Source organism: Streptomyces sp. NRRL S-455 (assembly GCF_000717875.1).
In the GTDB taxonomy this organism is placed as follows: Bacteria; Actinomycetota; Actinomycetes; order Streptomycetales; family Streptomycetaceae; genus Streptomyces.
Genome location: NZ_JOCT01000011.1, coordinates 456,947 through 471,833 on the forward strand (window position 1 = coordinate 456,947; position 14,887 = coordinate 471,833).

Here is a 14,887-nt window from a genome sequence, read left to right on the forward strand (position 1 = left end):
CGCCCGTGAGGTCCCGCCTCACACCTTCGGCTGCGCGCTGGTCGCCAGCGAGCCGCACAGGGCCGTGGCGCTGCCGGTGGCGTAGGGGTCCGTGCCGGCGGGGCCGCCTTCCTTGGCCGTCTGGCCGGCGAGGAGGGGACGCAGGTGGTGCGTGGAGTCCTCCGCGCAGGAAAGCGGGCCGGCCTGCACGTAGGAGACGACGAGCTGGGCCTGGTGCAGGCGCAGATCCTCGCGGTCGAAGCGGAAGTGCAGTTCGCGCCGGACGGTGAACAGGGACACCTCGGCCTTGTCGTCTGCCCCCGTCGGCCGCAGGGCGTACACGAACGTGTGGTCTGCGGTGACTTCGAGCGTGGACGCGTCGGCCTCGGCGGCCTGCAGCGTGCCCTGCACCCGTACATGGCGGTCGGCGAGTTCGGCGCGGGAGGGGTCGAAGCGGACGAGCCAGCCGGTGGGCGCGTGGCGTCCGTCCGCTGTGGGGCGGGCGAAGCTCTGGTCGAACTGGTCCAGTTGGTCGGAGTCGAGCAGGACCCGTACGGCACGCACCTCACCGCCGGTGAGGACCTCCGGGTCGAGGGCGGACCGGACGATGTAGTCCTTGGCGGTGGTCAGCGCGGTCACGACCTGGCTGTCCGAGAAGTGCTCGGTGCGCCGCGAGGCGGGCAGCGGTACGCCCTCCGAGCCCGACTCGAACTGCGCGGCGGGGCTGCGCTCGTACAGATAGGCCGTGTCGGCCGTGCCGGGCACCTTGCCCTGGGGGGCGAGCGGGATGACCGTCATCCGCAGGGGCTCGGCGGTCTCCCTGGCTGTGGGGGTCTGGGAGGGGTGCCGGACGCCCATGTAGATCGCGGTGCCGAAGGCGATGGCGATCAGCAGGACCAGTACCAGCGCCTGCCGGGACAGGCCCCGGCGCACGGGGGGACGGCGGCGCACGGCGGGCGCGTGGTCGTCGATGCGCTCCTGGGCGGAGAACTCCTGGAGGCGGGCAGCACGGACGAACGACTCGTCGAAGACGACGGATCGGTACTCGTCCTCGCCACCTCCGGGAGCGCCCTCGGGCCCCTCGGGTGGGTCTGCAGGCCCGCCCATATCTTCAGGGTAGGTCGCCGGAAGCTCGGGTAAACGCCCTGCTCCGCCACAAGTTCTGACAGGTTCTCACCAACACCGTCGGGTTCCGGTCAGGGGTTGCGCGGGATCACCGAGATGGCAGGCTGGGAGTGGTCGGCGGAGGCGGAGGGGGTCACTCCGTTGCCCTGCTCCAGCCCGGTCGAGGCTGGTGGCGGAGCGGGTTCCTCCCGGGTGGAGTTCGCGCCCCGGTAGACCGCCGTGAAGGCCAGCGCGACCATGCCGACCCCCATCACGATGGCGAGCACCCAGGCGACGGGGCGGTGCCAGCGGACCTGTTTGGCGTACGGGCCCGTGCCGTAGTGATCCTCGAGGATGTCGGGGTCGTCGAACTCGTCCAGGCCGGGATCATGGCCGAATTCGCCGTACCCGTCGTCGTAACGCTCGCCTCCGGGGTGGGCCCGGCGCGCCTCCGCCTCGGAGGCCTCGGCTCTGGCCTGTGCCGCGGCCAGAAGGCGCTCCACGGCGGTCGGCTCGTGCACCACGGCCGCGCGTACGAAGGCCTCGTCGAAGACCACGGAGGCGAACTCTTCGTCCGACACCCCGCGGTCGTGGTCGTCGTCGGGCTCCCGGCCGTCCGGAAACGGCGTGCCCCCCACGTCCTCCGGCACGGTTCCAGAGTAGACCTGGGGGGTCTTCTTGGGCAGACGGTATGGAAATTCATCCGCCGGTTGAGACGACGTTCACGGGGCCCGGCACGGCGCACACCCGGCGGGTACACGCCTGCCGCGCCCACCGGCGCCCGCACGGTCATGCGCCGCCCCGCATAGCCCCTTAGGCCATACGTGGCTCAGCGCCGCACGTGCCCGTCCCCGGTCACGATGTACTTCGTGCTGGTCAGCTCGGGAAGGCCCATCGGGCCGCGGGCGTGCAGCTTCTGGGTGGAGATGCCGATCTCGGCGCCGAAGCCGAACTGCCCGCCGTCGGTGAAGCGGGTGGAGGTGTTGACCGCGACCGTGGTCGAGTCGACCAGCTGGGTGAAGCGGCGGGCGGCCTGCTGGGAGGTCGTGACGATGGCCTCGGTGTGGCCGGAGGTCCACAGCCTGATGTGCTCGACCGCCTTGTCCAGCGAGTCGACCACGGCCGCGGCGATGTCGTACGACAGGTACTCGGTCTCCCAGTCCTCGGCCGTGGCCTCCACGACGGTGGCCTTGGAGTCCTTGGCGTGGGCCTGCACGCGCTCGTCGGCGTGCACGGTGACCCCGGCCTCGGCGAGGGCGTCCAGGGCGCGGGGCAGGAACTCGGCGGCGATGTCCTGGTGGACCAGGAGGGTCTCGGCGGCGTTGCAGACGCCGACCCGCTGGGCCTTGGAGTTGATCAGGATCTCGACGGCCATGTCGAGGTCGGCCTGGGCGTCGACGTAGACGTGGCAGTTGCCGGTGCCGGTCTCGATGACCGGGACGGTGGACTCCTGGACCACCGTGTTGATCAGGGAGGCACCGCCGCGCGGGATGAGCACGTCGACCAGGCCGCGGGCGCGCATCAGCTCGCGCACGCTGTCGCGGCTCTCACCGGGCACGAGCTGGATGGCGTCGGCGGGCAGCCCGGCCCCGCCCACGGCGTCGCGCAGGACGCGCACCAGGGCGGTGTTCGACCGGAACGCCGAGGAGGAGCCGCGCAGCAGGACGGCGTTGCCGGACTTCAGGCAGAGGGCGGCGGCGTCGACGGTGACGTTCGGCCGGCCCTCGTAGATGATCCCGACGACGCCGAGCGGCACCCGGACCTGGCGCAGGTCGATGCCGTTGGGCAGCGTGGAGCCGCGCACGACCTCGCCGACCGGGTCGGGCAGGGCGGCGACGTCGCGCACGTCGGAGGCGATGGCGCGGACCCGCTCGGGGGTGAGCGTGAGCCGGTCGATCATGCCCTCGCTGATGCCGGCCTCGCGGGCCCTGGCGACGTCCTCGGCGTTGGCCTCGACGATCTCGCTCGTACGGACCTCCAGGGCGTCGGCGATGGCGAGCAGCGCGTCGTCCTTGTCGGCCCGCGGCAGCGGAGCGAGGCTCGCGGCGGCGGCCTTGGCCCGGTAGGCAGCCTGCGTGACCGGGGTCATGGAGTCGTACGGAGAGAGCGTGGTCATGAGGGAAGGGTAGTCCGCCGGGCCGGGCCGTTCATCGCTCGTTCCACACCCCGAGACACTTCCTGGACCAGGTCAGAACGGATGAACTCCGACCGGGGACGCCGGCCGCGGACCGTTGCCCTCGGCGATGCGCTGGTGGTAGGTCGCGCGGTCGATGACCTCCAGGCCGACGATCTCCCAGGGCGGCAGCCCGGCGGTCTGCCGGTGCTCGCCCCACAGGCGCAGGGCGACGGCGGCCGCGTCGTGCAGGTCGCGGGCCTCCTCCCAGTAGCGGATCTCCGCGTGGTCGACGGCGTATCGGCTGGTCAGCAGGAAAGGGTGGTCGTGGGCGAGCTGTTCCAGGGCGCGCCGGACCTCCTCGAGCGGGGCCTCCTTGCCGGACACGCTGAGGGTGACGTGCCACAGGCGTGGGGTGTCCGCCGGCTCCTCGCCCCGGAACCGGTCCCCGGCCGCCACGCTGGCCAGGGCGCGCTCCTCGCCGGCCGCGCGGGAGCCGGCACCACCACGGGACGCGGCGGCCCCTTGGCGTACTGGTCTCACGACGGCCTCCTTTGCACAGTGGCGCTGCTGCGGAAACGTCCCCGAGGGGACCCGGGGGGATACGCCCCCGGGACAAAGTTGAGCAGGCCGCAGGAGATCGCGTGGTGGTTTTGCGGAACGTCCACCACCGGGGGCGGACGTTTCGACCCCTTACGGGTGCAGAACCACCAGGTCGTCCCTGTGTACGACCTCGCGTTCGTACGCGGGCCCGAGATCGCGGGCCAGTTCCCGGGTCGAGCGGCCGATCAGCCGGGGGATCTCCTTGGCGTCGAAGTTGACGAGCCCGCGGGCCACCGCCTGTCCCGTGCCGTCCCGCAGCTCGACCGGGTCACCGGCGCTGAACTCGCCCTCGACGGCGGCGATACCGGCCGGCAGCAGCGACTTGCGGCGCTCCACGACGGCCTGCACGGCACCGTCGTCCAGGGTGAGCGCGCCCTGCGGGGTGGAGGCGTGCTGGAGCCACAGCAGCCGGTCGGCGGAGCGCTTGCCGGTGGGGTGGAAGTAGGTGCCGGTGTCCTGGCCGGTCAAGGCGTCGGCCGCGTGGATGGCGCTGGTGAGGACCACGGGGACACCGGCGGCGGCCGCGATCCGGGCGGCCTCGACCTTGGTGACCATGCCGCCGGTGCCGACGCCGGCCCTGCCCGCGCTGCCGATCTCGACATGCGCGAGGTCGGACGGGTCGCGGACCTCGGCGATGCGGGAGGTGCCGGGCCTGCCGGGGTCACCGTCGTAGACGCCGTCCACGTCGGACAGCAGGACCAGCAGGTCGGCGCGGACGAGGTGGGCGACGAGGGCGGCGAGGCGGTCGTTGTCGCCGAAGCGGATCTCGTCCGTGGCGACGGTGTCGTTCTCGTTGACGATCGGGAAGGCGCCCATCGCGAGCAGCTTGTCGAGCGTGCGGGAGGCGTTGCGGTGGTGGGCGCGGCGGCTCATGTCGTCGGAGGTCAGCAGCACCTGGCCGACGCGGACGCCGTAGCGGGCGAAGGAGGCGGTGTAGCGGGCGACCAGCAGGCCCTGGCCGACGCTGGCGGCGGCCTGCTGCCGGGCCAGGTCCCTGGGGCGGCGGCGCAGGCCCAGCGGGGCGAGCCCGGCGGCGATGGCACCGGAGGAGACCAGGACGATCTCGCGCTCCCCACCGCCCACCCGTCTCCCGCCACCACTCTCAACGGAGGCCCTACGGGCCGCCCCCTGGTTCCGGACCTTTGCCAGCACGTCGACCAGCGCGTCCACGCGGTCCGCGTCCAGGCCGCCCGAAGCGGTGGTCAGCGACGAGGACCCGACCTTGACGACGATCCTGCGGGCCTCGCCCACGCCCTGCCTTGCCCCTGCCACGTCGCCGCCCGTCCCTCACGTCGTTCCGGTCCCTCACCTGGAAATCTACGGGACGCGCGGGTACGGCGCGGAGCCGGTCCACGCTACGGACGGTGCGGGAAGCTTCACACGACGGCGGGCGCCCCGCATTTCAGTCCCGGCCCGCCCCCACGACAGGAAGGTGATATTCCGCTACGGTCCCACGACACAGCGGGACGGCAGCCGCCCGCTCCGCTCCCCCGACACATGCGTGTCGTCCTGACGTCGCCGCGCGTTAACCCGGACGGCCGACCTGCGCCGACCCGACGCTCCTGGAGTGACCGCAGTGCCCGTACCTCTCCCCCGCCCACCGGCCCTGCTGAAGGGGCTGGTCACCGTCGTCCTGGCCGCCGCGTTCGCCGCTCAGGCGGTCGCGGCGCTGCTGCCCCACGTACCGCTGCTGCTCGCCGCGACCGCCGTCTCCCTGGCCACCGAGGGTGTCCTGCACCGGTGGCAGCGCGGGGTGCTGGCGCTGTTCGCCAAGTCGCACGCGGACATCACCGTGCGGCACGTCCTGCGGGACCTGCTGCTGGTCGTCGGCCTGCTGCGGCTCGGCGAGCAGGACCGGGAGACGGTGTACACGCCGCTGGTCGCCGGGCTGCTCGCCTTCTACGCGCTGCACTGCGCCATCCAGGCGGTCTCCGTGCTGGTACGCCGTACCCGCACCCTGCCGGTGGTGACCCGGAACATCGACGCCTCGGCGCTGCGGCTCTCCCCGGCCCCGTCCGCGCTGCTGCGCCGCCCCGGCCACCGGCTGCTGGTGTTCGGCCTGCCGGCGACGGCCGGGCTGCTGGCCGCCGCGACGGGCGACGAGCCGGTGCACGCGGCCGCCGGCATCGCGCTCTCCCTGGCCCTGTCGCTGACCGGCCTCGGCGCGCTGCTGTTCCGGCTGCTGCCGGGACGCCGTCCGGCCGGCGAGCAGGAGGTGCTCGACTGGTTCGACGCGTGGCTGGCCGCGTACCGGCCGACCGTCGGCCTGTACTTCTCCGGCGGCTCCTCCTCGGCCTACCAGGCGAACATGTGGCTGGAGCCGCTCGCCCGGACCGACGGCCGGCCGGTGATCGTGCTGCGCGAGCGGTTCATGGTGCAGAAGATCGCGGCGACGGACATCCCGATCGTGTGCCTGCCGAAGGTGTCGACACTGATGCGACTGGAGCACTCCACGCTCCAGGCCCTCATCCACCCGTCGAACTCCGGCAAGACCTCCCAGGTGCTGCGCATCCCCACCATCAGGCACACCTTCGTCAACCACGGCGAGAGCGACAAGCTGTCCTCGTGCAACCCGTACGCGAAGGCGTACGACGAGGTGTGGGTGGCCGGTCCCGCCGCACGCGAGCGGTACGCACTGGCCGAGGTGGGCGTCGAGGACAAGGACGTCGTGGAGACGGGCCGCCCGCAGCTGGACGGCGTGCTCCCCCGCACGGGCCCGCCGACCGGGAAGCACACGACCGTCCTCTACGCGCCGACCTGGGAGGGCTGGGACGGCAACCCCGGCAACACGTCGGTGATCGCGGCCGGTGAGAACCTGGTGCGGGCGCTGCTCGCGGACCCGGGTGTGCGGCTGCTGTACAAGCCGCATCCGCTGACCGGGTCGGTGGACCCGCGCGCGGGCGCGGCCGACCTGCGCGTCCGGGAGCTGATCCGGGCGGCCAACCGGGAGCGGACGGGGGCGCGCCCCGCGTGCGGTGCGGAACTCGCGCGGTGCGCGCAGGAGCTGGACCGCCTCACCAGGGCCGGCTTCCGGGCCGGGGCCGACACGGTGGAGCGGATGATGCTGCAGTCGGCGCCGGAGCCGGGCCGGGCCGAAGCGGTGCGGCGGGCGACGGCCGCGTGGGAGGAGGCGTACTGGGCCTCGCTGCCGGAGGGAGAGCACCAGGTCATCACGGACGTCCGGCCGGCGCTGTACTCCTGCTTCAACGTGGCCGACCTGCTGATCAGTGACGTGTCGAGCGTGATCAGCGATTTCCTGGCGAGCGAGAAACCGTACGCCGTGGCGAACACCAGCGGGCTGTCCGAGGAGGACTTCCGCGCGGCGTTCCCGACGGTGGCGGCGGCGACCGTGCTGACACCCGACGCGGCCGGGATCCCCGCCTTGCTGGAGACGGTCCGGCACCCGGAGAAGGACGAACTGGCCGCCGTACGCGCCGAGCTGAAGCTGCGCCTGCTGGGCCCGGCCGATCCGCCGTCCCAGCAGCGCTTCAACGAGGCGGTGCGGGCACTGTGCGAGAAGGCCCGGGAGCACCGGTCCCGGGCGGCGGAACGGCTCACGGCGGAGCGGCCGGCCGCGGAGCTGCCCGGCCAGCGCACCGAGACCGCGGTTCCCACCGCGCCGCGCTGAGCGGCGGTACGGCGAGCGGCGCGGGGGCGTGCGAAAGCAGGCCCCCGCGTCGGTTCACGCCGCCGCCCGTACCTCCCGGGACGTCAGCACCCGCCGCGCCTTGCGCACCGCCCGGCGGACGAACGTGTCGACACCGCCCTCGCGGTAGCCCGGGAAGGCGCGGGCCTCGCGGGGCCCGGCGAGGTAGACCGAGTCGGGGACGCCCGCGGCGCGGTCGCGGAAGTGCGGGTAGGCCAGGTAGACGCGCCGGCCCTTCTTCTCCAGGAGGGCCGCCGCCTGCTTCTTGGCCTTGACGAACTTCACGACCTCGACGAGGAGTTCGGGACGCTGCTCGGCCACCAGGTGCAGCCGCAGCCGCTCGTGGACCTTCAGACGCCGGGCGACGCCCTCCGTCCAGTGGGCGTCCATGAGGGGCTTGGCCAGCTCGAACTTGTGCCGGCGTATCTCCTCGCTGTCCGTGAGGTACTTGGGCCCGAACTGCGGCAGCAGCGTCACCAGGAAGGGCCGGACCATCAGCTGGTCGCGGCGGTCGCCCGCCGGAACGAGTTCGGCGATGAGGTTCATCAGGGCCCGCGCGGAGTCGAAGCGCAGGGTGTAACTGCCGCTCTTGGTCACGTGCTTGCCGTCGTCCCGGCCGACCAGGTAGTAGCAGGTGTGGTCGGCCACCACGGAGACACCGTCCGCCCGCAGGTACGCCTCCATGGTGAACAGCGCGTCCTCGCCGGTGAACAGCGACTCGTCGAACCGCATGCCGTGCCGGTCGAGCAGCGCCCGGCGGAACAGCTTCTGCGCGCTGAGCGTGAACTTGATGTTGGAGGAGAACACGTCCGTGCGCTCCAGCGTCCTGCCCCACATGGACTTCGGCGCGGAGCGGTTGACACCCTCGACCTTGCCGAGGACGACGTCCGTGCCGGCGCGGTCGGCCATGGCGACCATACGTTCCAGGGCCTCCGGGCCCAGCCGGTCGTCGGCGTCGAGGAAGAAGACGTAGCGACCCGTGGCCTTGGCAAGGCCGACGTTGCGCGGGCCGCTCGGGCCGCCCGAGTTCTCCTGACGGATCACCAGGACGCGCATCGGAGCGCGCTCGGCGAACTCCTCCAGGTACTCGCCCGTCCCGTCCGTCGATCCGTCGTCCACCGCGATGACCTCGATGCGCTCCGGACCGATGGTCTGTGCCTCGACGGACGAGAGGCATTCGGTCAGGTACGGCATCGCTTCGTACGCCCCGATGACCACACTCACATCAGGTTGCGCCACGGCACGTTTCCCCCTATTCAATGGGATATTCCCCCTGTATCTCCTCTTTCGCTAACTGGAAGACGGGTGATCAGGGCAAGCGGTTGCCTCGATCACCCGTGTCAGTGAGTTACGTCACATGGTGAACCGGCGTGAATCGGGAAGACGAAAGGGCTCGGCCCCCGAGGAATACGCGCCTCGGGGGCCGAGCTCTCAGTACCGCTCGGTACTTCAGCCCGTGCCGACACCGTCCGTGTCGCCCGCCGCGGACAGCCGCTGCCCGGGCACCGCGTTCGCCAGGGTCTCGGCGGCGGCCGCAGCGAGCCGTGACTCCTGGCCGAGGTTGCGGGTCTCGGCCTTGAGCGCGAGGTTCGCGACGGCGGTGTTGAACTGGACGAGGGAGGTCGGCTCGTCCGGGCCCAGCAGGTACTGCTTGAGCTCCTTGCGGTCCTCGGCCAGCGGATCGGCGGCCGGGTCGCGCACCGCGGCGAGCAGCTCACCCAGCTCGGTCGCGCTGTTGGACAGGATCACCGCGGCACGCACCGCCGTGTTGTTCCGCTTGAACTCCTCAACACCCACGCCGGCGGAGTCGGTGACCGCGTACGGCTTGCCGCTCGCGATGAAGTCCGAGACCACGCTGGAGATGTCGGACACCATCGCGTCGGAGACGTTGAAGCAGTCGTACAGACGCGGCTGCGCGCCGGTGATGACGCGGTGCTCCCAGGACGGGAAGGCACGCCAGTAGGCGTCGTGCCACTCGGCACGCAGCCGGGCGACCTCCTCGTGCTTCGCGACGTCGACCAGTCCGTCACGGGTGGCCTCGGCCTCGTCACGCCGTTCGCCGCCGGAGCCGGACAGCTCGGCGAGCCGGGCCTCGATCCGGGCCAGTTCGGCCTTGGCGTCCGCCTGGGCGGCCGTGTCGGCGACGAAGCGCGGGTCGATGGCTCGCTCGGCGGCCGCCTTCCTGACCAGGGCGGCGATGCGCTGGTGGGCGGCCTTGGCGTCCTTGCTGACGTTGCCGGTGAACGGGTGCGGCTTGTACAGGACGCGGACCGGCGGGTCGGCCGTGATCAGCCTCTGCACGATGTTCTCGCCGGCCAGCACGATGGAGGTGTTGCCCGGGTTGCCGTCCCAGCCCTCCCAGGTGGGGGCGTACAGGACCGTCGGGCAGCGTCCATCGGCGGCTCCGCCGCGGGGGCCCTCGGGCACGCCCTGCCAGGTCTGGATCGGGGCGAGCTGCGGACGGCCGACCTCGACGATGTCGTCGTCGCGGACACCGACGTCGGCGATGGCGTACCGGTCGCGGCCCGCGCGGCCGGCGGTCCACACCTCGTCGTAGACCTTGCTGTACGGGTTGACGCTGGCGAGCTTGTCGCTGTCGCCGTGGCCGATGAAGACGTGCTTCATGGTGGGCACGCGCAGCATGTGGATGTTCTTGCCGACGTTCGCCGCGTAGAGCGCGACGCGCACGGTGGACAGGTCCATGTTCATCAGGTGCACCCCTCCGGGCACGCAGATGACGGGGACCGTGGTGGGCGCCAGATTGTTCAGGATGGCCCGCTCACGCAGGATGATCAGCGGCTTGGAGTCCAGGTTCTCCATGGTGTCCAGCCACATGTTGACCTGGTACGCGGAGTCCTTCGAGCCGGAGAAGTACAGGACCGTCTCCGGCTGGTACTCGCCCAGCCAGTCGTCGACGGCCGCCAGGACCCTCTCGGCCTTCGGCGGGATCCTCCGGCCGCGCACGTACGGCACCAGCGCCAGCACGTACACGGTGCTGAGCACGACCGTGATGCCGATGCCGACGAAGCCGACGAGGGCCGACTTGACCTGGGCGGCGAGCAGGATGCCGGCGACCGCCGCGAGGTCGAGGTGCAGCATCTTCTCGGCGGACCGGTGCAGCAGCTTGCGCGGCGGGGCGTCCGGGATCCGGATGCGGGACTTGAGGTCGACGTTGCGAGTGGCGACCGGCATGCGGCGGCGGTTGCGGATGAGCTGGACCAGCGCGCCGTGCGGGGCCTGCAGACCGTAGAAGGCGATGAAGCAGGCGATCGCCCCGTAGTAGATCAGGTTGTCCGCGAGGGACAGCCGGGCCAGCAGCAGGACGAGCAGCAGCTGCCGGATCAGGAAGCGGATCGACAGGCCGGCCCGGACCTTGCCGAGGCGGTTGATCAGGTAGCTGCCCTTGCGGTGCAGATAGTGGTCCGCCAGGTACGTCACGGCGGCCGCTGCCGCGAAGGCGGGGACGCTCGGGACGAGCGCGGCCAGCATGAGGGCGGGGAAGCCCGCCATCATGAGGACCGCCGCGGCCAGCTCGGCCGCGCTGCCCACCCGGGCGACGCGAATAGCGGTGGATATCACGGAGAAACCTGCTCTTGGGAGGGGTGTGCCGGTCTTGTTCGCAAATGCGGCTGGTCTGTGAATATTTACGAGGGTATGGATTCAGGCCCCTGCGAACACTCCTGTTGTCGAACCTGTTAACAGGAGGGCGCAGAGGCCTGAATTACTGAAGTCTATTTGGCGCCAATTATTACACGCCGTCCTGCCGGTCCAGCACCGTGGCCAGCGCCTGCTCGAAGCCGGAGGCCCGGGCCGCGCCGGCGGTCGGGTCCTGCTGGCGGACGTCGATGACGTGGCCGGTCAGCTCGGACAGCAGCACGTCGAGCGAGGTGCGGGCCACGGCCTCGGAGGACAGCAGCGAGCCGGACGGCTCCTGGCCGAAGGCCTTGGTGCGCATGGGGGTGGCCGTGCGCTCGGGGTTGATGCAGTTGACGCGGACGCCGTCGCCGGCCCACTCGTCGGACAGCGCCTGGGTGAGGTTCACCATGGCGGCCTTGGTGGAGGAGTACAGGCTGTACTCGGCGCGACCGCGCGTGTAGCTGCTGGACGTGTACAGCAGCAACTGGCCCTTCGTCTCGGACAGGTACTTGTACGACGACCGGGCGATCTGCACCGGGGCCAGGTAGTTGACCTTCAGCGCCTCCTCGATGGTGGCGTTGTCGGTCTCGGCGAGCTTGCCTATGCGCAGCACGCCCGCGGTGTTCACCACGTAGTCGATGCGGCCGGTCTCGGCGTACGCCTTGGACAGCGCGTCGTCGACCTCCTCGGGGTTCTCCACGTGGGTGCCGGTGGTGGAACGGCCGAGGGCGTAGACCTTGGCGCCGTAGGACTCGGCGAGCTCGGCGATGTCCTTGCCGATGCCGTAGGAGCCGCCGAAGACGACCATCGTCTTGCCGGTGAGGAGCTCGCGGTAGGCCTCCTCGCCGTTCTGCTCGGGCGCGGCCGTGGAGGCGAGCTGGAAGAGCTTGTCGGCGATGAAGACGTCGACGGGCTGGGTGACCTTCATGTTGTACTCGTCACCCGCGACGACGTGGATCGGCACGTCCGGCAGGTACTTGAGCACGACCGAGCAGTCGTCGGTGGCCTGGAAGTTGGGGTCGCCGGCGGCGACCTCGTAGGCCCGCTTGATCGTGGACAGCTTGAACGCCTGCGGGGTCTGGCCGCGGCGCAGCCGGGAGCGGTCCGGGATCTCGGTGATGAACTCGCCGTCCTCGCCGTGCGTGCGCGTGACGATGATGGTGTCCGCGGACGGGATGGCGACGTCGACGGCCTGGTAGCGCTCCAGCGCCACGACGCAGTCGTCGATGACGCGCTGCGACAGCAGGGGGCGCACGGCGTCGTGGAAGAGGACGTTGGCGTCCTCGCCCTCGGCCAGGCCCTCGCCCAGCGCGGCGATGGCGCGCTCGGTGGTCTCGTTCCGCGTGGAGCCGCCCTCGATGATCTTCGAGACCTTCTTGAAGCCGGCCTTGGCGACGATCTTCTCGACGTCGGGCACGTAGCCCTGCGCCATCAGCACGATGATGTCGTCGATCGAGTCCGCGTTCTCGAAAGTGGTCAGCGTGTGCTCGATGACTGCCTTGCCGGCGATCTTCAGCAGCTGCTTGGGGATCGACAGACCCACCCGCTGACCGGTGCCACCGGCCAGGATCACTGCGGTGGTACGGGGCTTGGCTATGTGCTGGGACACAGGTGACCTACCTTGGGGCGACAGGGAACCTGGAAATGGTCCCACTTGTGGTTACCGCTGTGCAAGGTGAGCGACCTCCGCCGCATATGTGCGCGCAACCTGTCATTCACCTCCCACTCCTGGCGATGGGTGAGACGGCTGTGCGGGCCTCCGGGAAATGCGCTGTGAGTAACTCCACAGAAGCTCAGCGACGTCGGAGACGCTCAAGACAGCGGTGACCGAGGACCTTCGCGAGTTCCTTGGACGATGTCTGGTGCACGGTACGCGCTTTGACGGTACCGCCCGCAGCGGCGAGTGCCGCGTACGGTGCGCGAGTGGCACGGTGTGCCGATCTTCACGTCTCCGGGCGCCGGACTGCACGCGTTCTTCATATGCGTGACCGCGCCGCCCGGGGCGAGTCGCGAATACGGCTCGCCGGGCGGCTCATTGCCGCGGAATTCCTTGTTGCGATTCCGCAGCTTTTCGGTCTCGGCGAGGGCAAGGGACTTTTCACCGTGTCCAGGACCGGCTGGAAGAACCGAAAAGAGCCCGGGAACCCGATGGGTCCCAGGCTCTCACACCGGTCGCTCGTGGACGGTCAGACGACCTCGACGCCCGGTCGGCCCGCCTCGACCCTCAGCTTGGCCAGCGTGCTCGGCGTCGCCGTGGGCTGCCGCACGGTGTCGACGACGCGCACCTGTGCGTCGATGCCGTCCCTGCGGACGTCGAAGAGGTGGTAGCCGCGGTGTGCGTCGAGCAGCTTCCAGTGCGGGTTGTCCGGGCGCCGCGGGTCCCACTCCCTGCGGAAGGCCGCCTGGTCCTGGTCGCCGTTGCTGGAGATGGAGGTGCCGACGAACTCGGCGCCGACGACCGCGGAGTCCGGGTCGGCGTAGTCCTCCTTGAGGTCGCTGATCATCGTCAGATGCCGGTCGCCGGAGAGCACGACCGGGTTGCGGACCTGCTTGAACTCCTCCAGGAACCGGTTGCGTTCGGCCTGGTAGCCGTCCCAGGCGTCGTAGAACCAGAGCTTGCCCTCGCCGACCTTGAGGTCGGTCTCCGCCATCGTGATCTGGGAGGCGATGAGGTTCCAGCGGGCCGGCGAGTCCTGCAGCGAGTTCAGCAGCCACCGCTTCTGCTGCGCCCCCAGCATGGTCAGCGACGGGTCCTGGGCGCCTTCCTGACTGGTGGCCTGGTCGCTGCGGTACTGCCGGGTGTCCAGGACGTTGAGCCGGGCCAGACGGCCGAACTCCAGGCGGCGGTACATCCGGATGTGAGGGCCGTTCGGCACGGCGGTGGCACGGACCGGCATGTGCTCGTAGAACGCCTGGTAGGCAGCGGTCAGCCGGGCCACGAAGGCGTCGTGCGGCTGCTTGTCCGGATCCTGCGGGATCTCCCCGGCGAAGTCGTTGTCCACTTCGTGGTCGTCGAAGGTCACCACGAAGGGGGCGTGGGCGTGCATCGCCGCGAGGTCCGGGTCGGTGCGGTACTGGGCGTACCGGTTGCGGTACTGGGCGAGGCTGAACGGCTCACCGGTGCCCTCGTGCCGCCGCAGGGCCGTCGCCGAGGGCGTCGACTCGTAGATGTAGTCACCGACGAAGACGACGACGTCCGGGTCCTGGTCGAGCATGTCCGCGTATGGCGTGAAATAGCCGTGCTGCCAGTTCTGACAGGAGGCGAGGGCCATGCGCAGGGAGCCACCGGAACTGGAGGTGTGGGGCGCGGTGCGGGTGCGGCCGACGGGCGAGAGCTGGCCGCTGGTGCGGAAGCGGTACCAGTAGACACGGTCCGGACGCAGTCCGCGTACATCCACGTGAACGCTGTGTCCGTACTCGGGCCGGGCCTGGGCGGTGCCGCGTCGGACGAGCTTTCTGAACCGGCTGTCCTCCGCGAGCTGCCATTCCACCGGTACCACCCGGTCGGGCATGCCACCGCCGTTCAGCGGGTCCGGGGCGAGCCGGGTCCACAGTACGACGCCGTCCGGCAGCGGGTCGCCGGAGGCGACGCCGAGGCTGAACACCCCGTCGGGCAGCGGCGTCTCAGCCGCGTGCGCGGCGGCCGGAAGCCACAGCTGGGCGGAGGCCGCGGCGCCGAGCACGGCGGCGCCGGCGGTCAGGAAGCGGCGTCGGTCGGGGGAAACTGCTCCGGTCATCGGGTGACTCCCTTACCTCGCTGGCCACTTGGACTCTGGGAAGCTTCACGTTCGCGGGCGGTCCGCCCG

General features: G+C 70.9%; 10 protein-coding genes. 1 reads left to right on the forward strand and 9 read right to left on the reverse strand.

What is annotated here, in order from left to right:
* Positions 1-18: 18 nt before the first annotated feature.
* The 5 genes from IE97_RS0116905 to proB form a co-directional block, all read right to left on the reverse strand.
* Positions 19-1,086 (reverse strand): hypothetical protein, encoded by a 1,068-nt coding sequence (locus IE97_RS0116905; RefSeq protein WP_030239910.1) that lies wholly within the window; start codon positions 1,084-1,086, stop codon positions 19-21.
* An 89-nt stretch (positions 1,087-1,175) separates the two neighbouring features.
* On the reverse strand, positions 1,176-1,769 hold the full coding sequence (locus IE97_RS0116910) for a hypothetical protein (protein WP_037834859.1): 594 nt from the start codon (positions 1,767-1,769) through the stop codon (positions 1,176-1,178).
* Positions 1,770-1,912: 143 nt separating this feature from the next.
* Complete coding sequence (locus tag IE97_RS0116915) at positions 1,913-3,199, reverse strand: glutamate-5-semialdehyde dehydrogenase (protein WP_030239916.1); 1,287 nt, start codon at positions 3,197-3,199, stop codon at positions 1,913-1,915.
* Between the two features lie 72 nt (positions 3,200-3,271).
* Complete coding sequence (locus IE97_RS0116920) at positions 3,272-3,739, reverse strand: hypothetical protein (RefSeq protein WP_030239919.1); 468 nt, start codon at positions 3,737-3,739, stop codon at positions 3,272-3,274.
* Positions 3,740-3,889: 150 nt separating this feature from the next.
* On the reverse strand, positions 3,890-5,071 hold the full coding sequence (gene proB / locus IE97_RS0116925; RefSeq protein ID WP_078603270.1) for a glutamate 5-kinase: 1,182 nt from the start codon (positions 5,069-5,071) through the stop codon (positions 3,890-3,892).
* Between the two features lie 304 nt (positions 5,072-5,375).
* Here proB and IE97_RS0116930 point away from each other — a divergent pair, with 304 nt between their 5' ends.
* A complete protein-coding gene (locus IE97_RS0116930; protein ID WP_030239926.1) occupies positions 5,376-7,427 on the forward strand; it encodes a hypothetical protein in 2,052 nt (683 codons plus the stop codon).
* A 54-nt stretch (positions 7,428-7,481) separates the two neighbouring features.
* On the opposite strand, the gene IE97_RS0116935 is transcribed toward IE97_RS0116930, so the two are convergent.
* The 4 genes from IE97_RS0116935 to IE97_RS0116950 form a co-directional block, all read right to left on the reverse strand.
* Positions 7,482-8,684 carry a glycosyltransferase family 2 protein gene (locus IE97_RS0116935; RefSeq protein WP_037844366.1) on the reverse strand — a complete coding sequence of 401 codons (1,203 nt, stop codon included), beginning with the start codon at positions 8,682-8,684 and terminating at the stop codon, positions 7,482-7,484.
* 210 nt (positions 8,685-8,894) lie between these two features.
* On the reverse strand, positions 8,895-11,024 hold the full coding sequence (locus IE97_RS0116940; RefSeq protein WP_078603271.1) for a hypothetical protein: 2,130 nt from the start codon (positions 11,022-11,024) through the stop codon (positions 8,895-8,897).
* A gap of 169 nt (positions 11,025-11,193) precedes the next feature.
* The gene (locus IE97_RS0116945; protein ID WP_030239935.1) at positions 11,194-12,690 is read right to left on the reverse strand and encodes a bifunctional cytidylyltransferase/SDR family oxidoreductase; all 1,497 of its coding nucleotides are present in this window, start codon (positions 12,688-12,690) and stop codon (positions 11,194-11,196) included.
* A 577-nt stretch (positions 12,691-13,267) separates the two neighbouring features.
* Positions 13,268-14,818, reverse strand: coding sequence for an alkaline phosphatase D family protein (locus IE97_RS0116950; protein ID WP_030239938.1), 1,551 nt, complete (start codon positions 14,816-14,818; stop codon positions 13,268-13,270).
* Positions 14,819-14,887 lie beyond the last annotated feature (69 nt).

Excerpts from the sequence above, each read along its gene's own strand:
- IE97_RS0116915 (WP_030239916.1), bottom strand. The coding sequence starts at position 3,199 with ATGACCACGCTCTCTCCGTACGACTCCATGACCCCGGTCACGCAGGCT.
- IE97_RS0116950 (WP_030239938.1), bottom strand. The coding sequence starts at position 14,818 with ATGACCGGAGCAGTTTCCCCCGACCGACGCCGCTTCCTGACCGCCGGC.
- IE97_RS0116905 (WP_030239910.1), bottom strand. The coding sequence starts at position 1,086 with ATGGGCGGGCCTGCAGACCCACCCGAGGGGCCCGAGGGCGCTCCCGGA.